Below are 19,334 nucleotides of genomic sequence, written 5' to 3'. Positions count from 1 at the left end.
GTACCGAATTCTGCGGACTCAAGCACCGAATCGATGAGGTGAAACGGTGCTTGGGCCCGCAAAATTTGGTGATTAGGGCAGGGGTTCGACGACGTCGTGGTCGTCGAGGGATCCGGCCAGGGTGGCCAGGTGGGTGCGGCCGTCGCCCAGCACGTGGTCGATGGCGGTGAGCCGTGCGGTGAAGTGCCCCACGCTGTACTCGGCGGTCATGCCGATGCCGCCGTGCAGCTGGATCGCGTCCTGACCGATGTGCCGGCCGGCCTTGCTCACCTGCAGCTTGGCGCGCGTGGCCGCCTCGATGATGGTGGCCGGGTCGTCGCTGTCGATCAGGACCAACGTGGACCACATGACGGTGCTGCGCGCCAGCTCGAGCGACACGTACATGTCGGCCGCGCGGAACGTCAGCTCCTGGAAGGTCATCAGCGGCACGCCGAACTGCTTGCGCGTCTTGAGGTACTCCGTGGTGGTCTGCAGCGCCGTGTCCATCGCGCCGAGCGCCTCGTGCGAGTACGCGATCTGCGCCTTGGCCACGGCAAGCGCGATGGCGTCGGTCTGGTCGGCGCCGGCCTCGCCCAGCGGGGTGGCCGGGGTGTCGGAGAGCTCGACCTTGGCGGCACGCCCGCCGTCGAACGTGCGGTAGCCGCTGCGGGTCAGGCCGGACGCGTCGGGCTGCACCAGGAACAGGCCCGTGCCACCCGACTCGAGGGCGGCGGTGACGATCAGCAGATCGGCACGCTCGCCGGTGATGACCGGCTCCTTGACGCCGGTCAGCGTCCACGAGTCGCCCGAGCCGCTGGCCTTCACACCGGCAGCAGCGGTGGCGTAGCGGGCGCCGGGCTCGCTGTGGGCCACGGCCGGGACCAGCGTGCCCTCGGCGATGCCGCCGAGGATCTCGCCGCGCTGCTCGTCGGTGCCGGCCGCCTGAACGAGGCTTCCCGCGAGCACGACGACCTCGACGTAGGGCTCCGGTGCGATGACGCGTCCGATCTCCTCGGCCACGATCGCGACCTCGGCCGGGCCCGCGCCCATGCCGCCGTCGGCCTCGGCGAACGGCAGCCCGAGGGCTCCCATCTCGGCGAGGCGCTGCCAGGTCTTCTCGTCCCAGCCCGGGTCGGTCTTGGTCACGGCGCGGCGGTCCTCAGAGGAGGCGTACGCCTTGCCCAGCAGTCCGCGGACCGCGTCCTTCAGTGCGTCCTGCTCGTCGTCGTAGAGAAAGTCCATGTCAGGCCCTCAGTCCAAGAATCGTTCCGGCGATGATGGTGCGTTGCACCTCGTTGGATCCGCCGTAGATGGATGCCTTGCGGTAGTTCAGGTAGTTGGGCACGGCCACCTGTGCCCAGTCGGGCACGTCGGAGCCGTCGGGGTGGCCGGAGGCGAGCGCCTCGGGTCCGGCGATGTCGACGACCAGTTCGGTGACCGCCTGCTGCAGCTCGGTGCCACGCAGCTTGAGCACCGACGACGCCGGGTGCGGCTTGCCGTCGGCGGAGTTGGCCACGACGCGCAGCGCCGTGCAGCTCGAGCGCCAGCAGCTCGTTCTCCAGGTCAGCGAACTGGGCCGCGAGCAGCGGGTCGTCCAGCAGCGAGGAGCCACCGGGGCCGGCCGTCTTGGCGACCTCCTTGGCGCTGGCGAGCACGCGCTTGGTCGAGCCCACCGGTGCGACGCCCACGCGCTCGTTGCCGAGCAGGAACTTGGCGTAGTCCCAGCCCTTGTTCTCCTCGCCGACCAGGTTCTCGGCCGGCACGCGCACGTTGTCGAAGAACACCTCGTTGACCTCGACGCTGCCGTCGATCAGCTCGATCGGGCGGACGGTGAGTCCCTCGCTCTTCATGTCGATGAGCAGGAACGAGATGCCGGCCTGCTTCTTGACGTCGGGATCGGTGCGCACGAGGGTGAAGATCCAGTCGCCGTACTGACCGAGCGTGGTCCAGGTCTTCTGGCCGTTGACGATGTACTCGTCGCCCTCCCGGACCGCCGTGGTGCGCAGCGAGGCGAGGTCGGAGCCCGCGTCGGGCTCGCTGAAGCCCTGCGACCACCAGATGTCGAGGTTGGCCGTCTTGGGCAGGAACTTCTCCTTCAGCTCGTCGGAACCGAAGGCGGCGATGACGGGGCCGACCATGCTGGCGTTGAACGCCAGCGGGATCGGCACGTGCGCCATCTGCATCTCCTCGTGCCAGATGTGGCGCTGCAGCGGCGTCCACTCCTTGCCGCCCCACTCGACCGGCCAGTTGGGCACGGCCAGGCCGGCGGCGTTCAGCACCTGCTGCGACTCGACGATCTGCTCCTTCGAGAGCTCACGACGAGCGGCGACGGTGTCTCGGATGTGCTGCGGAACCTGGGTGGTGAAGAACGTGCGCATCTCCTCGCGAAATGCCACGTCCTCCGGCGACAGCTGCAGATGCATCGAATACTCCTGGCGGCGGGTGGGGACGGAAGTCTGGTTCGAACGTTACTCCGGAGTCAGTCTGCCCACACGGTCGGTTCCTGCACAAGGCGTGTAGTTACTTTTCGCGCCGGCGGCGTGACCTGGTGCGGAGCGGACCGACCAGACGGGGTCCGCTGAGCCGGCGCTCCAGACGCCGAGCCTCGCGGCGCAGCGGCTGGACGAGGTACTCGCCGAGGATGACGCCCGACGACAGGGCGATGGCGCTGGCCACGGCCGTGATGAGCGAGAGGATCCCCACGAAGTTGTCCGCCGACAGCTGCGACAACCCGCGATAGATCGACAGGCCCGGCAGCAGCGGCACGATGCCCGGAACGACGACCACCAGCACGGGCACCCGGACGCGGCGGGCCACCCCGTATCCGACGATGCCCACGAACAGCGCGGCGACGCCGGAGGGCCAGGCGATGCTGTTGCTCTGGTTCGCGATGGCCACGTAGATGGCCGTGGCGGCGCCGGCGACCGCCGCGATCGGCAGCGCGGACCGGGTCGGCGCGTAGCAGGACATGGCGAACGCGGCTGCCGCGAGTGCGCCGCCGAGTGCCGCGACGGGAACCGGCGCCAGCGAGATGGGTGAGGTGCCGGCTGACACCTCGACGCCGAACATCGAGCCCACGGCGAGGCCGGCGCTGACGCCCGCGAGGATGCCGGCGGTCGACAGCATCACCTCGAGGATGCGCGCGTTGGCCGTGACGTAGAAGCCCGACAGGGCGTCCTGGAAGGCACCGATGAAGCCGAGGCCGGCCAGCAGGGTGACGATGCCCGAGACGATCACGCGGCCGGGGTCGACGGGCAGGTCCGAGGCGGCGCTCGCCACCGCCAGCAGCGAGGCGAACATCCCGCCGGCGATCTGCAGGTAGAAGTCGGGGAGACGGAACGGAGCGAGGTAGCGGCGGATCAGGTCGGCACCGGCGGCGGCCACCGCGGCGATCAGCAGCACCAGCGGCGTTCCGCCGATCAGCAGGGCCACCGACGCACCGAGCGCTGCCCACGCGATCGACACCGCCCAGCGGGGCGCCCGATGCCCGGTGGACGCGATCTGCGCGAGCCGCCACTGCGCCTCGTCCAGGTCGATGACGTCGTCGAGCAGGTCGCCGACCAGCTGGTCGACGCGGGTGAGGTCGTCGAAGTCGGTCTCGCGGTGGTTGACGTGCCGTACCGAGGTCGCCGACGGCTGGTCGGGCCCCTGCTGGTGGCTCATGGTCAGCGTCGTGAAGGTCAGGTCCACGCGGGCGTCCCGCACGCCGAGGTGGTGCGCCACGGTCGACATCGTCGCGGTGGTGTCGGCCGCGCCGGCCCCGTTGGCCAGCAGCATCTCGCCCATCCGCAAGGACAGGTCGAGCACGCGGTAGGTGTGTGAGTCGGCCATGGTCACATGGTGTCGGCTGGCGGCCCGTCCTACCAAACGCCGGTCACCAGCTGGTGTAGAGCAGGTGCTGCACCAGCAGGGCGCTGATCAGCTGCACCGCCAGCGCCAGCCGGGCCCAGCGGGTGGGCAGCAGGCCCAGCGACAGCGTGATCCACGGGATGAACGGCAGCCAGATGCGCTCCACCTCGGCCTTGCTCATGCCGGACAGGTCGGCCGCCGCGATCATCAGGAAGCCGCTCCCGATCACGAGCAGCAGGGTGCGGTCGAGGCGTCGGCCCAGCGCGAGCAGCCGCGCCAGACCCATGCCGACGGCCGGACCCGCGCTGATGGCCAGCGCCGCGAGGTTCGCCCACACCCAGTACGAGAACGGCCGGATGCTGGCGACGCCGTCGTAGTAGCGCTCGCGCAGGACCGGGTAGGCATCCCACCACCGGAAGCCATAGGCGGCGAAGACGAGCACGACGGCGAGGGCTGCAGCCACCGCGCCCGGCAGCGGCTGCCAACGACGCGCCGCGAGCACGATGGCGAGCGCGAGGATCCCGAGCAGCGGGAGGCCGTAGGACATCATCACGCAGTAGCCCAGGAGCAGCCCGGCGGCGATCGACCAGCCGATCGTGGGGGCGGTGCGGCGACGCGTGGCCGACATGGCCAGGCAGGCCATGCCCCAGGCGGCCACGGCGGCGAACATCGCGTCGGCCGACACCGCCATGAAGACGGCGGCGGGCGACAGGACGAGGAAGAGCGCCGAGCGGCGGGCGAAGTCCTCGTGGCCGAGCGTGCGCAGGGTGATCATGACGGCCGGGGCGATGGTGGCGGCGATGACCGTGACGGTCATGCCGGCGGCGTAGTCCCCGCCCAGGCCGATCTTGACCAGCCCGATGAAGAACAGCAGCGCGCCGGGCGGGTGGCCGGCGAGGTGGGTGACCCAGTTGTCCGGTGCCGAGTACGGGATGCGGCTGACGTACTCGGACAGCATCGCGGGCACGTCGGTGATGGTGCGGGCGTCGCGCAGGTACTCGTACGGGTTGCCGAGCACCCGGCTGATGCCGCTGCTGCCGTCGACGTAGGCCAGCGACACCATCCATGCGAGGCCGACGACGAATCCGGCCAGCAGCAGGCGGCGCCAGGTGAGCTGCTGGGCCAGTCGAGGACCGTAGTGCCACCCGAGCACGGCGATGAGGACGGCCGGGATCGTGCCGGGTCCGAACAACTTGGGTTCCCAGAGGCCGTGCAGCGGCGAGATGTCGTCGGGACCGATGGTCGCCCGCGGGTACACCTTCCAGCCGAACACCTCGGGCAGCGTGAAGGCTGCCGCGATGATCGCGAGCGTGACCAGCAGTCCGGTCCACGGGACCCAGGAGCGACCGGGGCTCTCCAGGAGGTCGGCGTCTGGCGTCTGGTTCACGCTGTCGACTGTAGAGGTCAGGGTGCAACGCGCAGGGCGAGCCGCAGACGGTCGAGGGGGATCGTCAGGTGCGACGTTTCAGCCGCCACGGCTCGAGGTGCTCGTAGCCCTTCACCGAGCGGTGGCGGGTGCGCCGGACCTTGAACCGTTCGTCGTCCCGCAGCACCTCGGCGAGCTCGGTGTCGAGCAGCACGGTGCCCGGCCGAGCCAGGGACGTGAGTCGCGACGCGATGTTGACGGTGGGCCCGAACACGTCGCCGAGCCGCGCCAGCACGGGGCCCTGCGCCGACCCCACGCGCACCTCGGGGAAGCGGTCGTCGGTGTCGGCCCGCTCGGTGAGCTCGAGGGCCAGCAGTGCGGCGTCGATCGGATCGGTCAGCTGGTAGAGCACCTCGTCGCCGATGGTCTTGACCACCTGGCCGCCGTGCTCCACGACCAGATCGGTGACGACCCGCTCGAACACCTCGACCATGTCGCCCAGGGCGCGGGCGCTCATCTGCCGGCTGCGCGAGGTGTAACCGACGATGTCGACGAAGCCGACCGCCATCGTGGCGTTCGACGCGGTGGCGCTGCCGCTGAGGGCGATGCGGCTGGCGGTGCTGAGCAGGTGTCGACGCCAGATGTAGCCCTGGACCTCCTCGACCATCGGGATGACCTCGCTGAGCATCTCCAGCGGCGGAAGGTCCGAACCGTCGCCGGCCGACATCGAGCTGAGCAGCAGGCGGGTCTGCCAGTCGGCGAGGCGCGAGAACGATCGGCCCATCGATCGCACGAACTGCGGCATGCGTTCCTCGTCGACGACACCCAGCTCGATCAGGCGTCGGGTGATCCGCAGTGCCTCGACGTCGGCCTGGGTGAACGCGATCTTGTCGTCGCCGACCGTCGGGAAGCCGAGGTAGCGCCACATGGCGTTGGCCTGGTCGAGCGAGACCCCCGCCGCGTCGGCCACCTCGGCCTGGGTGAGGGTGGGGGCGCTGTCGAACAGGTAGTGCCCTGCGACGTCGATCAGCAGGGCCGGGTCGAACGCGAACTCGTCCTCGTCGGACGGGTCGTCGCCTGCGGGCATGGTCGCTCCTCGGGAGTGCTCACCCGATGCTACGGCCGACGGGCTGTCGCGGGCGCCGGTAGGCTCGCGGCGGATGCGATGGGCCGGACACGACTGAGGGGCGAGCGAGATGACCGAGTGGGTCGAGGATGCAGCGCTGGGCTCTGACTACGAGTCGTCCACCATCGAGCTCGGCGACGACCCGGACGGTGAGGGCCAGATCGTGGCCACCATGGTGCGCGCGGTCCGGCAGCCGAATGAGCGTCGCGGCGCCGTCCTGTACGTGCACGGCTACTCCGACTACTTCTTCCAGCGCGAGCTGGCCGACTTCTGGATCGACCACGGCTTCAGCTTCTACGCCCTCGACCTGCGCAAGTGCGGCCGCTCGCGGCGCGAGGGACATACCGCGCACTACGTCTCCGACCTCGCGTTCTACGACGCCGAGCTCGACGTCGCGCTGGCGACCGTGCGGGCCGAGACCGACGACGCGCCGGTCGTCCTGTCGGCGCACTCCACCGGCGGGCTGGTCCTGCCGATGTGGCTGACCCGGCTGCAGCGGCTTCCGGGCGGCTCGCGCGGGCAGGGTGTTGCCGGCCTGGTGCTCAACAGCCCGTGGTTCGACCTGCAGGGGGCGGCGTGGATGCGCAGCCTCGGCACCCAGCTGATCCGCGGCGTGTCCCGCTTCCGGTCGCGCGACGTGATGAAGCTGCCGCACACCGACGCGTACGGCTCCAGCCTCTACGTCGGGGCGCACGGTGAGTGGGACTACGACCTGCAGTGGAAGCCGCTCGACGGGTTCCCGATCACGTACGGCTGGCTCAACGCGATCCGGCGCGCCCAGGCGGCGTTCCATCGTGGTCACGACGTCGGCGTGCCGTCGCTGGTGCTGCACTCGTCGCGCAGCTGGTTCTCGCGGGGCTTCGGCGAGAAGGTCGTCGGCGCCGACGCCGTGCTCGACGTCAAGCAGATCGCCCGGTGGTCCGGCTGCCTGGGCAACGAGATCACCGTGCGCCCGCTCGTGGGAGCCAAGCACGACGTGTTCCTCTCGCCCAAGCCCGCCCGCGACGCCGCGTACGCCACCGTCGAGACCTGGCTGCGCGACCTCGACCTCGGCGGCTAACGGGAACCGAGCGGACGGGTGCCGACCGCGCTGGTCGTCGTCGGTGGGCGTCTATAGGGTTCACGTGTGGACGCCCCCCTCGCTCTCTATCGCCGATACCGGCCGGAGACCTTCGCCGAGGTCATCGGGCAGGACCACGTCACCGAGCCACTGCGGCACGCCCTGGCGGCCAACCGCACCCACCACGCGTACCTGTTCAGCGGACCCCGTGGCTGCGGCAAGACCACCAGCGCCCGCATCCTGGCGCGTGCCCTCAACTGCGAGCAGGCGCCCATCGCCGACCCGTGCGGCGAGTGCCAGAGCTGTCGCGACCTCGCCCGCGGCGGACCCGGCAGCGTCGACGTCCTCGAGATCGACGCCGCCAGCCACGGTGGTGTCGACGACGCCCGCGACCTGCGTGAGCGGGCGTTCTTCTCGCCGGTCAGCAGCCGCTACAAGGTCTACATCATCGACGAGGCGCACATGGTCTCGGCGCAGGGCTTCAACGCCCTGCTCAAGCTCGTCGAGGAGCCGCCGCCGCACCTGAAGTTCATCTTCGCCACCACGGAGCCGGACAAGGTCATCGGCACCATCCGCTCGCGCACGCACCACTACCCGTTCCGGCTCGTGCCGCCGGCCGCGCTCACCGACTACCTCAAGCAGCTGTGCACCGCCGAGCAGGTCGCCGTCGAGCCCACCGCGCTGCCGCTGGTGGTCCGCGCCGGCCAGGGGTCGGTGCGCGACACCCTCAGCGTGCTGGACCAGCTGCTCGGCGGAGCCGGCTCCGAGGGGCTCACCTACGACCTCGCGGTGCAGCTGCTGGGCTACACGCCCGACTCGCTGCTCGACGAGGTGGCCGACGCCATGGCGGCCCGCGACGGCGGCACCGTGTTCGGCGTCATCGACAAGATCATCGAGTCCGGCCAGGACCCGCGCCGGTTCGCCGAGGACCTGCTGCAGCGCCTGCGCGACCTCATCGTCATCTCGGTCGTGCCCGACGCCGCGGCCCAAGGCCTCATCGAGGTGCCCGGCGACCGGGTCGCGCCGCTGTCCGCCCAGGCGTCCGGGTTCGGCCCGGCCGAGCTCGCGCGCACGGCCGACATCGTCAACACCGCGCTGGTCGACTTCCGCGGCGCCACGGCCCCGCGCATGCTGCTCGAGCTCGATGTGCGCCCGCATCCTGATCCCCGGTGCGGACGACTCGGTGCTCGGGATGCAGGCCCGGCTCGACCGCATCGAGAAGCGGATGTCCTTCGACCCCGCCACCCCCGAGCCCGCACGCCGGCCCGAGCCGCCCACTCCGGCGCCGCCTCCACAGGCGGCACCACCCGCTGCTCCGCAGCCGACCGCCGAGCCCGACGACACTCCCGAGGAGGCTCCGGCTCCGGCCGGCGAGGTGCCTCCGTCCCAGACCGTGCCCGACGTACCGGCTCCACCCGAGCCCGTGCCTGAGCCCGTACCCGAACCCCAGCCGGCCCCCGAGCCCGAGCCTGCCGCTCCCGCGGGCACCCTCGCGGTGGCCGACGTGCGACGCCTGTGGCCCGACGTGCTGGCCAAGGTGCAGCAGATCCGCCGCTTCGCGTGGGTCATGCTGAGCCAGAACGCCCAGGTCGTCGATCTCGAGGGATCGCAGCTCACCATCGGCCTCAGCAACGCCGGAGCGCGCGACTCGTTCGTGGCCAACAAGGTCAGCGAGCCGTTGGCGCAGGCCCTCAGCGAGGTCCTCGGCGGCACCTGGACCATCGACACGATGATCGACGTCACCGCCACCCCCACGCCGGCCGAGCCGACCCGTGCGGCCGCGCCGACGGCCCGCGCCGAGTCCACGGGCGCCGCGGCCCAGGCGGTGCGCGACAAGCTCAACGCTCCCGTCGAGGAGCCGAGCGACCCCGACGCCGACGCGCGCCCCGACGACGAGGTGGTCGACGACGGATCCACCGATCCCGAGGAGCTGCTCACCCGCGAGCTCGGTGCCCAGGTCATCGACGAGTCCACCCACGACTGACACCGTGCCGGTCCACCGCACGCCGCTGACGCTCCCCCCGGAGGTGTCCGGGGCGCCGGTCGACGTGCTGCGGCGGTTCCGCGGCCGCGGCCGCCTCGTCGCCCTGGTGGGTGCGTGGCACCACGGCGAGGCCCTGATCGCCTTCGATCCGGCGCGGGTGCTCGACGGCGACCCGTTCGACGTCGACCTCGACCCGGTGCCGGCGCCGGGAGGGTTCGGCGGCGGGTGGATCGGTGCCTGGGGCTACCAGCTGGGCTCTCGGCTCGAGCGACTCCCGCCGGCACCGCACCGGCCGGCGCCCCAGCCGGACCACCGCATCGCCTTCTACGACCACGTGCTGCGTCGGGTCCACGGCCGGTGGTGGTTGGAGTCGCTGACCCGCGACGACGAACGAGACGCGGCGATCCGGGCGGTGCTCGAGGCACCCGCCCCGCCGCCGCGCGCGTTCGACGTCGGGACGTTCGAGATGACGCCCGGCCCCGAGGCGCACCGTGCCGCCGTGGCCCGGGTCGTCGAGCACATCGGGGCCGGCGACATCTTCCAGGCCAACCTCTGCACCCGACTCGAGGCCGCGTGGTCCGGAGACCCGATCGACGCGTTCTGTGCCGGCCTCGAGGAGCTGCAGCCTGCGTACGCGGCCTTCGTCACGTCGCCCGAGGGGGCCCTCGTCAGCTTCTCGCCCGAGCTGTTCCTGCGGCGCACCGGCGACGAGGTGCTGACGTCGCCGATCAAGGGCACCGCAGTGCTGGACTCCGACCCCGCCGAGCTGGTCGCGTCGGCCAAGGACCGCGCCGAGAACGTCATGATCGTCGATCTCATGCGCAACGACCTCGGCCGGGTGAGCGTGCCGGGTTCGGTCCGCGTGCCGGCCATGGTGCGAGCCGAGCGGCACGCGGTGTGGCACCTCGTCTCCGACGTCGTCGGGCACCTCGACCACGACGTCACCGACGCAGAGCTGCTGCGGGCCACCTTCCCGCCGGGGTCGGTCACGGGTGCCCCCAAGGTGCGGGCCATGCAGATCATCCACGAGCTCGAGGCCACCGGTCGCGAGGCCTACACCGGCGCCATCGGCCACGTGAGCCCGGCGGCCGGGCTGGAGCTGAACGTCGTCATCCGCACGTTCGAGATCTCCGGAGGTCGCATCTGGTTGGGAGTCGGTGGAGGGATCGTGGCCGACTCCACGCCCGAGGGCGAGCTCGCCGAGTGCCTGGTCAAGGCGCGCCCGCTCGTGGAGGCGATCGGCGGGCGGCTGGAGCTGCGGGCCGCGACTGTGGAGCCGAGCAGCCAGCCGTGGGAACGCGCCCTGCCCCTCGCAGCAGCCGACCCTGCGGCGGGCGTCTACGACACCGTGCTGGTCGAGGACGGGACAGCGATCGACCTCGACGCGCACCTCGCTCGGCTCGACGCCTCGGTGCGCTCGGTCTACGGCAGCACGGTCCGCGCGGGGCTGGACGAGGCCGTCGCGCGGCGGGTCGCCCGGCTCGAGGGTCGGCACCGGCTGCGCATCGATGCCCTGCCGCAGGGGGCAGGCGTCGCCGTCACCCTGGACACCCGACCGATCGACGACGACGTCGACGCGTGGGCGCTGCACACGCGCACCGTCGCCGGCGGCCTCGGCGAGCACAAGTGGAACGACCGCTCGGCACTCGGCGACCCCCTCGGCCCGGCGGCCGACGTCCTGCTCGTCGACGCCGACCTCTCCCTGCTCGAGGCCGGTCGCGCGTCGGTCTTCCTGGTGATGGACGACGGTGTCCACACCCCGCCCACCGACGGCCGCATCCTGCCGGGCACCGCTCGTGCCCGCGTCGTCGAGCTGCTGCGGGCCCGCGGCGTGCCGGTCTTCCAGCGCCGCCTCGACGCCGCCGACCTGGGCCGAGCCAACGAGGTGTTCGTGGCCAACTCGCTGCGCGGGGTCGTGCCGGTCACGGCGGTCGACGCCCACACCTGGCCGATCGGTCGCACCACCGCGTGGATCCGCGACGAGCTGTGGGACTTCTGGCGCGGCCGACCGCCGGCCGGGTCCATCGACGCCCCACGAGCACACGCGGCGGGCGCGCGGGTGCTGTTCATCGACAACTACGACTCGTTCGTCTTCAACCTCGTGCAGTACGTCGCCGAGCTCGGGGCCGGGTGCGAGGTGGTGCGCAACGATGCCGCCACGGTCGACTACCTCGTCGCGGCGCGCGGGCGAGGCGACTTCACCCACCTGATCGTGTCGCCGGGTCCCGGGGCACCGTCCGACGCCGGCATCAGCGTGGAGGCGATCCGACGACTCGGCCCCACCACGCCCACGCTCGGCGTCTGCCTCGGTCACCAGGCCATCGGTGAGGCGTACGGCGCCGACGTCGTGCGTGCGCCCGAGGTCGTGCACGGCAAGCCGTCGTTGATCCACCACGACGGCGCCGGCGTGTACTCCGGCCTGCCCACCCCGGCCACGTTCGCCCGCTACCACTCGCTCGTCATCGACGAGTCGACCCTCCCGTCCGACCTCGTGCCCACCGCCCGCACCGCCGGGGGGCTGCTGATGGGCGTGCGGCATCGCGTCCATCCGGTCGAGGGAGTCCAGATGCACCCCGAGTCGATCCTCACCACCCACGGGCACCATCTCGTCGCCACCTTCCTCGCGTCCCGGTGATCGCTGGCAGGTCCGACTAGGCTGCAGGCATGTATGACGGCGTGATCCAGGACCTCATCGACGAGCTCGGGCAGCTGCCCGGGATCGGTCCGAAGAGCGCCCAGCGCATCGCCTTCCACCTGCTCGACTCCGATCCCGCCGACGTCAACCGGTTCGCCGCCACGCTGGTCGAGGTCAAGGCCAAGGTGCACTTCTGCGCCACCTGCGGCAACGTCACCGTCGACACCGAGTGCCGCATCTGCGCCGACCCGCGCCGCGACGTCAGCGTGCTGTGCGTGGTCGAGGAGAGCAAGGACGTCATCGCCATCGAGCGCACCCGCGAGTTCCGTGGTCGCTACCACGTGCTCGGCGGGGCCATCTCGCCGATCGCGGGCATCGGCCCGGACCAGCTGCGCATCAAGGAGCTGTTCGCGCGGCTCAACGACCCGGGCATCACCGAGGTCATCATCGCCACCGACCCGAACCTCGAGGGCGAGGCCACGGCCACCTACCTGATCCGCCAGCTGTCGACCCTGGGCATCAAGGTCAGCAAGCTGGCCAGCGGCCTGCCGGTCGGCGGCGACCTGGAGTACGCCGACGAGCTCACCCTGGGCCGCGCGTTCGAGGGCCGCACGTCCATCGCCACGACCACTCCCGCCTGACCGTTCCGTACGTCAGACTCGGGGCATGAGCGATGCGCCCGACGTCAGCGACCTGTCCGCGATCTTCATCAACGCGACCCTGAAGAAGTCCCCCGAGCCGAGCCACACCGACGGCCTCGTGACCAAGAGCGCCGCCATCATGCGCGAGCACGGCGTGACCGTCACCGAGATCCGCGCCATCGACCACCCGATCGCCACCGGCGTCTACCCCGACATGACCGAGCACGGGTGGGAGGTCGACGCGTGGCCCGGCATCCTCGAGCAGATCCTGGCCGCCGACATCCTGGTGCTGGCCGGTCCGATCTGGCTGGGCGACAACAGCAGCATCATGAAGCAGGTGATCGAGCGCCTGTACTCGGCGTCGGGCATCCTCAACGACGCCGGCCAGTACGCCTTCTACGGCAAGGTCGGCGGCTGCCTGATCACCGGCAACGAGGACGGCATCAAGCACTGCGCCATGAACGTCCTGTACTCGATGCAGCACGTGGGCTTCTCGATCCCTCCGCAGGCCGACGCGGGGTGGATCGGTGAGGCCGGTCCGGGCCCGTCGTACCTCGACGAGGGGTCCGGCGGTCCGGAGAACGACTTCACCAACCGCAACACCTCGTTCATGACCTACAACCTCATGCACCTGGCTCGCGCCTGGAAGGACCGCGGCGGCATCCCGGCGTTCGGCAACCAGCGCACCGTGTGGGACGCCGAGCACGCCAACCCCGAGTACCGCTAGTCGCTCAGGGTGAGCCGTGGGGGTCTCGCCACTACGCTCGACTCGTGGAGCTCGAGCTGCGGCACCTCAAGGTGGTGTCCACCATCGCCGCGGCCGGCAGCGTCACCAAGGCGGCGGCCGAGCTGGGGGTCGCGCAGCCGGCACTCACCGCCCAGCTCAACCGGATCGAGCGCGCGCTCGGTGGTGCGTTGTTCGAGCGCGACCACCGCGGCGTCCGCCCGACTCCGCTCGGTGAGCTGGTCGTCACGCGGGCCCAGCTGCTGCTGCCGGCGATGTCGGGCCTGCTCGACGAGGCGTCGCGCTTCGGTGACGGAGAACGGGAGCAGGGCGTCGAGCCCGAACGGCTGTCCATCGGCTCGTCCACCTCGGCCCTGCTCGCCGCCCTGATCCAGCGGATGAACCGCGAGCACCCCGACATGACCATCAGCACGAACGCGTCGTGGTCGGCCGACGAGGTCGGCACGATGCTCGGTGACGGCCGCATCGATGCCGCTGTGGTGGGGGTCTGCGCCGGGTCCGGTCCGCCCGGTGGCGCCGAGCTGGAGTGGCGCACCTTCGCGATCGACCCGGTGTTCGTGCTGCTGCCACAGGACCACGAGCTCGCCGGTCGTGACGAGGTGGCGCTGGCCGACTTCGCCGAGGTCGACTGGGCGGCCACGCCGGGCGACGGATGCTTCCGCGAGTGCTTCGCCGCGGCCTGTGCCCGCGAGGGGTTCACGCCGTCGTCGCTGTACGTGGCCGATGCCGCCAGCTGCATGGAGCTGGTCGCCTCCGGCACCGCCGTCGCGCTGTGCCAGGCAGTGCGGGTGCTGCCCGGCTTCGTCACGGTGCCCCTGGCCGGCGTGCCGTTGACGTGGCGACACATGGTCGGCTGGCGACCGGACTCGGTCGCGGCGGACTTCGGCGACGTGCTCGCCAGGCGGGTGGGGGAGTCGCACCAGGACCTGATCAGCCGCAGTGCCGTGTACTCCGCGTGGTTGCAGCGCCATCCGGCGTTCGGGGTGCAGCCGGCGCACCGCGCCTCCTGACATCGCACGCACGATATGACTATTTCGGTATAGCCCGAAAGAACTATTCGTCGGGTAGATTCCTCGCCAACCCCTCGGGGGGGCTGCGGGGTCGAACACGACCCCGGAAGGAGCGGGGCGGGACGTCGGTACACCGATTCCTCGTCTGGCACACCGGCGGCGTCCGGGCGATCCCGGGTCGTCGCCACGACGAAGGAGAGAACCAGTGGCACCACGACAGCGCCAGAAGTTCAACACCGTCCTCGGATCCATCGCAGCCACCGCTGCCGTGGCAGTCGCCTTCGGCCCGCAGGCCGCCGTCGGCGCGACGCCGGCACCGGATCCGTCCGGTCCCTCGATGATGTCGGCGATGCAGCGTGACCTCGGACTGAGTGCATCGCAGGCCGCCGACCGGCTCGCCAGCGAGAAGCGCGCCGCCGCCACCGAGGGCACCCTCCGCAGCGAGCTCGGCAGCCGCTTCGCCGGCGCCTGGTTCGACGCCGACAACGGGCGTCTGCAGGTCGCCACCACCGACGCCGCCTCACGATCGGCGATCACCGCCGCCGGCGCCGACGCCCGCCAGGTCGATCGCAGCGCCGCCGACCTCGACGCCGTCATGGACAGCCTCGACGCCCACCGCGCCGAGGCGCCCGACACCGTGCCGGGCTGGTACGTGGACGTCGAGGCCAACCGGGTCGTCGTGCAGGACAACGGAGCACCGGCCGCCGCCCAGACGTTCGTCGACGCGGCCGACGTGCCCGCCGGCGCCGTGACCATCGAGAAGTCGCCCGAGAACCCGCAGCCGCTGCAGGTCGTCGGCGGCAACGCGTACTACATCGACAACCAGTTCCGCTGCTCGGTGGGCTTCGCCGTCAACGGCGGGTTCATCTCGGCCGGACACTGCGGTCAGACCGGATCGACCACCACGTCACCGACCGGCCGGTTCGCCGCGTCGAGCTTCCCGGGCAACGACTACGCGTACATCACCACCAGCGACAGCAGCGTCGGCGCGGTGAACAACTACTCCGGCGGCACGGTGGCCGTGCGCGGCTCCAGCGAGGCGCCGATCGGCTCGTCGATCTGCCGCTCCGGCTCGACCACGGGCTGGCGGTGCGGCACGATCCAGGCGCGCAACTCCACCGTCAACTACGCCGAGGGTTCGGTGTCCGGCCTGATCCGCACCACCGCGTGCGCCGAGGGCGGCGACTCCGGCGGCTCGGCGCTGTCGGGCAACCAGGCGCAGGGCGTCACCTCCGGAGGCTCGGGCAACTGCACCGTCGGCGGAACGACGTACTTCCAGCCGGTCAACGAGATCCTGAACGCCTACGGGCTCACGTTGAAGACCAGCTGAGTCTTCCCCACCTGACGCGGGTCGTCGGCGCACCAGCGCCGCCGGCCCGCGTCGCACGTCCGGACCGACCACATCAGCCCCGCTCGGTGGTGGGAAACGGCAGGATCTCGCGGTCTTGCTGCGCAAACGGGTGCACGAGACCCGCGTGGCGGCCGGTACACTCGGACCCGCGCAGCGTCGCGCACCCGTATTCGGTCGAACAAGGATCAGCAGTGGGCATTGTCGTCCAGAAGTACGGCGGCTCCTCGGTTGCCGACGCCACCAGCGTCAAGAGGGTCGCCCAGCGCATCGTCGCGACCAAGAAGGCCGGTCATGACGTCGTCGTCGTGGTCTCCGCCATGGGCGACACCACCGACGACCTCATCGACCTCGCCAACGAGGTCTCGCCGCTGCCTCCGGCCCGAGAGCTGGACATGCTGCTCACCGCCGGTGAGCGCATCAGCATGGCGGTGCTGGCCATGGCCATCGGCAGCCTCGGCCACGAGGCTCGCTCGTTCACCGGCTCGCAGGCCGGCGTCATCACCGATGCCGAGCACGGCCGCGCCAAGATCATCGACGTCACTCCGGGTCGCATCGAGAGCGCGCTCGCCGAGGGGGCGATCGCCATCGTCGCCGGCTTCCAGGGTGTCTCGCAGACCACGAAGGACATCACCACGCTCGGGCGCGGTGGCTCCGACACGACGGCCGTGGCGCTGGCGGCAGCCCTGCACGCCGACGTCTGCGAGATCTACACCGACGTCGACGGCATCTTCACCGCCGATCCCCGCATCGTGCCGAACGCGCGTCAGATCCCCAAGATCTCCTACGAGGAGACGCTGGAGATGGCCGCCAACGGCGCCAAGATCCTGCACCTGCGGTGCGTCGAGTACGCCCGCCGCAACGACATCCCGATCCACGTGCGCTCGTCGTTCTCCGACAAGACCGGCACCTGGGTCGTACCAGCAGAGGACGTGGAACCCATGGAGCAAGCCATCATCAGCGGCGTCGCGCACGATCGCAGCGAGGCCAAGATCACCGTGGTCGGCGTGCCCGACAAGGTGGGCTTCGCCGCCTCGATCTTCAATGCCCTCGCCGAGGCGCAGATCAACATCGACATGGTCGTGCAGAACGTGTCGGCGGCGGCCACGGCGCTCACCGACATCTCGTTCACGCTGCCACGCGCCGACGGCCAGACCGCCATGACCGCGCTGGCCCGGCTGCAGGACACCGTCGGCTACGAGCGTCTGCAGTACGACGACAGCGTCGGCAAGGTCTCCATCGTCGGTGCCGGCATGCGCTCCGAGCCCGGCATCACGGCGCGCTTCTTCCAGGCTCTGGCCGACGTCGGCGTCAACATCGAGATGATCTCCACCTCCGAGATCCGCATCTCGGTCGTCGTCGGCGAGGCGCAGGTCGACGCGGCGGTCAACGCCGCCCACCAGGCGTTCAACCTCGGCACCGACGAGGTCGAGGCCGTGGTCTACGGCGGGACGGGCCGATGACCGCCTCCTGCACCGCCAACCTGGGCATCGTCGGCGCCACCGGACAGGTGGGCGTCGCCATGCGCAGCATCCTGGAGGAGCGTGACTTCCCGGCCGACCGGGTGCGGTTCTTCGCGTCCGCGCGTTCGGCGGGCAAGACGCTGCCGTTCCGCGGTGAGCAGATCGTCATCGAGGACGCCGACACCGCGGACCCGTCGGGCCTGGACATCGCCCTGTTCTCGGCCGGTGCCACCACGTCGCGGGCGCACGCGCCCCGCTTCGCCGATGCCGGCGTCACCGTGGTCGACAACTCCTCGGCCTTCCGCAAGGATCCGGCGATCCCGCTCGTGGTCAGCGAGGTCAACCCCGGCGACATCCCTGCCGGGTCGGGCCCGGGCGGTCGCGGCATCATCGCCAACCCCAACTGCACCACCATGGCGGCCATGCCGGTGCTCAAGCCGCTGCACGACGCCGCCGGGCTGGTCCGGCTCGTGGTGAGCAGCTACCAGGCGGTCTCCGGCTCCGGCATCGCCGGCGTGCGAGAGCTGCACGGCCAGGCGCTCGCCGTGGTCGAGAAGGCCGACGAGCTCGCCTACGACGGCTCCGCGGTCGCCTTCCCGGCGCCCCAGGTGTACGTCGACTCCATCGCGTTCAACGTGCTGCCCATGGCCGGGTCCGTCGTCGACGACGGCTCGTTCGAGACCGACGAGGAGCAGAAGCTGCGCAACGAGAGCCGCAAGATCCTCGGCATCCCGGACCTGCGGGTGGCCGGGACCTGCGTGCGCGTCCCGGTGTTCACGGGCCACTCGCTGTCGATCAACGCCGAGTTCTCCCGTGACCTCACCGTCGAGCAGGCCACGGCGCTGCTGGCCGACGCCCCGGGCGTGCAGCTGACCGACGTGCCCACCCCCCTGCAGGCAGCCGGCAAGGATCCGAGCCTGGTCGGCCGCATCCGCCAGGACCGTTCGGTCGACGGCGACAAGGGCCTGGTGCTGTTCGTGTCCGGCGACAACCTGCGCAAGGGCGCGGCCCTCAACACGGTGCAGATCGCCGAGCTCCTGCTCGGCTGAGGTTTACCAGCAGGCCCCGGATCGTTGTCACATCTCCGGGTGAATTTGCCCATGGACATGAGGTTTTCCGGGGCCTGCTGGTAAACCGACTGGTGCGGCACGCCGCTCGGGGTGGGCCGCGGTCGGACTCTGCGGGTGGCCGGCGAGCAGCTCGAGCGCGCCCGTCCGTCACGCGAGGATCGTGACCGGCGTTCCGAGCGGCAGGCCGATGTCCTCGACGATGGAGGTGATCACGTCGTTGGGCACGCGGATGCAGCCGGAGCTGACGTCGGTGCCGACCAGGTCGGGCTCGTTCGTGCCGTGCACGCCGATGACGCCCTCGCCACCGTTGAACTCCGTGAGCACGGTGGAGTACCCGGACAGTCCGTAGGCGTAGGGGCCGTAGACGCCATCGGGATTCGGCGGCTGCAGCAGCTCCTTGACGTAGTAGTCGCCACCGGGGGTGGGGCGGTCGTTGCGGCCGACGCCGACCGGCGTGCGCAGCACCTCCTCGCCACGGTTGGTGACCACGAGCTCGTGGTCCGCCAGGGCGATCTGCATCGCGAACGAGTGGGCGCTGAGGCGGACGTCGCGTGTGCGGACCCAGCCGGTCGTGCCGTTGGGGCGAACCGGGAGCTGCACCTTCAGCCAGGCGGTGCCGGTCTCCATCGCGACCATGACGACGTCGCCGGAGGCCTCGTCGGCCTTCTCGAGGACCTGCTGGGGCTTGCCGGCCCGGGCCGGGTCCGGATCGTCGGCGTCCTCGGGCTCGGCGAAGACCTGCAGCGCCGGCACCACCGACGTCGCGACGGTGGTCAGGGGCGCCTCGCGGGTGCGCGTCGGGCTGGACGAGGCGGAAGGGGCGGCCCGGGTGGTCCCGGTGGATCCGGAGGTGCAGCCCACGAGTGCGGCGAGGGCCAGACCGCCGCCGCCGAGCAGGACGGCGCGCCGGCCGAGCGGGCTCGCTCCAGGAGTCGTCGGTGCAGGTGTCATGGCAGTCAGGGTACGGGCGTACCCCTGGCCCGGCGCGGCATACGAGACGTGAGAAATCCGATCCGACTCGACGTGTGACACCTCGGCGCCAACGGTCATGTACTCAG

At 71.0% G+C, this 19,334-nt stretch carries 14 protein-coding genes and 2 pseudogenes; 9 read left to right on the top strand and 7 right to left on the bottom strand.

Annotated features, from left to right (window positions below; all coding sequences use genetic code 11):
• Positions 1-72 precede the first annotated feature (72 nt).
• The 6 genes and pseudogenes from AC0L5F_RS09095 to AC0L5F_RS09070 form a co-directional block, all read right to left on the bottom strand.
• Positions 73-1,221 (bottom strand): acyl-CoA dehydrogenase family protein, encoded by a 1,149-nt coding sequence (locus tag AC0L5F_RS09095; RefSeq protein ID WP_473313008.1) that lies wholly within the window; start codon positions 1,219-1,221, stop codon positions 73-75.
• Between the two features lies 1 nt (position 1,222).
• Positions 1,223-1,495, bottom strand: a complete 273-nt coding sequence (locus AC0L5F_RS09090; RefSeq protein WP_473316177.1) for an acyl-CoA dehydrogenase family protein — start codon at positions 1,493-1,495, stop codon at positions 1,223-1,225.
• An 82-nt stretch (positions 1,496-1,577) separates the two neighbouring features.
• Positions 1,578-2,357, bottom strand: a pseudogene (locus tag AC0L5F_RS09085) (acyl-CoA dehydrogenase family protein); the annotation flags it as partial.
• A 142-nt stretch (positions 2,358-2,499) separates the two neighbouring features.
• Positions 2,500-3,810 (bottom strand): threonine/serine exporter family protein, encoded by a 1,311-nt coding sequence (locus AC0L5F_RS09080; RefSeq protein ID WP_473313007.1) that lies wholly within the window; start codon positions 3,808-3,810, stop codon positions 2,500-2,502.
• Positions 3,811-3,853: 43 nt separating this feature from the next.
• Complete coding sequence (locus AC0L5F_RS09075) at positions 3,854-5,215, bottom strand: hypothetical protein (RefSeq protein WP_473313006.1); 1,362 nt, start codon at positions 5,213-5,215, stop codon at positions 3,854-3,856.
• Between the two features lie 64 nt (positions 5,216-5,279).
• Positions 5,280-6,281 (bottom strand): adenylate/guanylate cyclase domain-containing protein, encoded by a 1,002-nt coding sequence (locus tag AC0L5F_RS09070; RefSeq protein WP_473313005.1) that lies wholly within the window; start codon positions 6,279-6,281, stop codon positions 5,280-5,282.
• Positions 6,282-6,390: 109 nt separating this feature from the next.
• On the opposite strand from AC0L5F_RS09070, the gene AC0L5F_RS09065 reads away from it, so the two are divergent.
• From AC0L5F_RS09065 to AC0L5F_RS09025, 9 genes and pseudogenes are all read left to right on the top strand, one after another.
• Positions 6,391-7,380 (top strand): alpha/beta hydrolase, encoded by a 990-nt coding sequence (locus AC0L5F_RS09065; protein ID WP_473313003.1) that lies wholly within the window; start codon positions 6,391-6,393, stop codon positions 7,378-7,380.
• A 66-nt stretch (positions 7,381-7,446) separates the two neighbouring features.
• Positions 7,447-9,364: pseudogene (locus AC0L5F_RS09060) on the top strand (DNA polymerase III subunit gamma and tau).
• A gap of 4 nt (positions 9,365-9,368) precedes the next feature.
• Entirely contained in the window at positions 9,369-11,999 is a 2,631-nt protein-coding gene (locus AC0L5F_RS09055; protein WP_473313002.1) for a chorismate-binding protein, read from the top strand.
• 29 nt (positions 12,000-12,028) lie between these two features.
• On the top strand, positions 12,029-12,640 hold the full coding sequence (gene recR, locus AC0L5F_RS09050) for a recombination mediator RecR (RefSeq protein WP_473313000.1): 612 nt from the start codon (positions 12,029-12,031) through the stop codon (positions 12,638-12,640).
• Between the two features lie 25 nt (positions 12,641-12,665).
• Entirely contained in the window at positions 12,666-13,367 is a 702-nt protein-coding gene (locus tag AC0L5F_RS09045) for a flavodoxin family protein (protein ID WP_473312999.1), read from the top strand.
• Positions 13,368-13,411: 44 nt separating this feature from the next.
• Positions 13,412-14,395, top strand: coding sequence for a LysR family transcriptional regulator (locus AC0L5F_RS09040; RefSeq protein WP_473312998.1), 984 nt, complete (start codon positions 13,412-13,414; stop codon positions 14,393-14,395).
• Positions 14,396-14,600: 205 nt separating this feature from the next.
• The gene (locus tag AC0L5F_RS09035; protein WP_473312996.1) at positions 14,601-15,725 is read left to right on the top strand and encodes a S1 family peptidase; all 1,125 of its coding nucleotides are present in this window, start codon (positions 14,601-14,603) and stop codon (positions 15,723-15,725) included.
• Between the two features lie 212 nt (positions 15,726-15,937).
• Complete coding sequence (locus AC0L5F_RS09030; RefSeq protein ID WP_473312995.1) at positions 15,938-17,206, top strand: aspartate kinase; 1,269 nt, start codon at positions 15,938-15,940, stop codon at positions 17,204-17,206.
• Positions 17,203-18,255, top strand: coding sequence for an aspartate-semialdehyde dehydrogenase (locus tag AC0L5F_RS09025; protein ID WP_473312994.1), 1,053 nt, complete (start codon positions 17,203-17,205; stop codon positions 18,253-18,255). The genes AC0L5F_RS09030 and AC0L5F_RS09025 overlap by 4 nt, the downstream gene beginning before the upstream one ends.
• Before the next feature lie 168 nt (positions 18,256-18,423).
• On the opposite strand, the gene AC0L5F_RS09020 is transcribed toward AC0L5F_RS09025, so the two are convergent.
• A complete protein-coding gene (locus tag AC0L5F_RS09020; RefSeq protein WP_473312993.1) occupies positions 18,424-19,227 on the bottom strand; it encodes a L,D-transpeptidase in 804 nt (267 codons plus the stop codon).
• Positions 19,228-19,334: the final 107 nt, after the last annotated feature.

The sequence above is a fragment of the Aeromicrobium sp. 10G20-16 genome (genome assembly GCF_055809665.1).
This window is presented reverse-complemented; position numbering and strand designations above follow the sequence as displayed.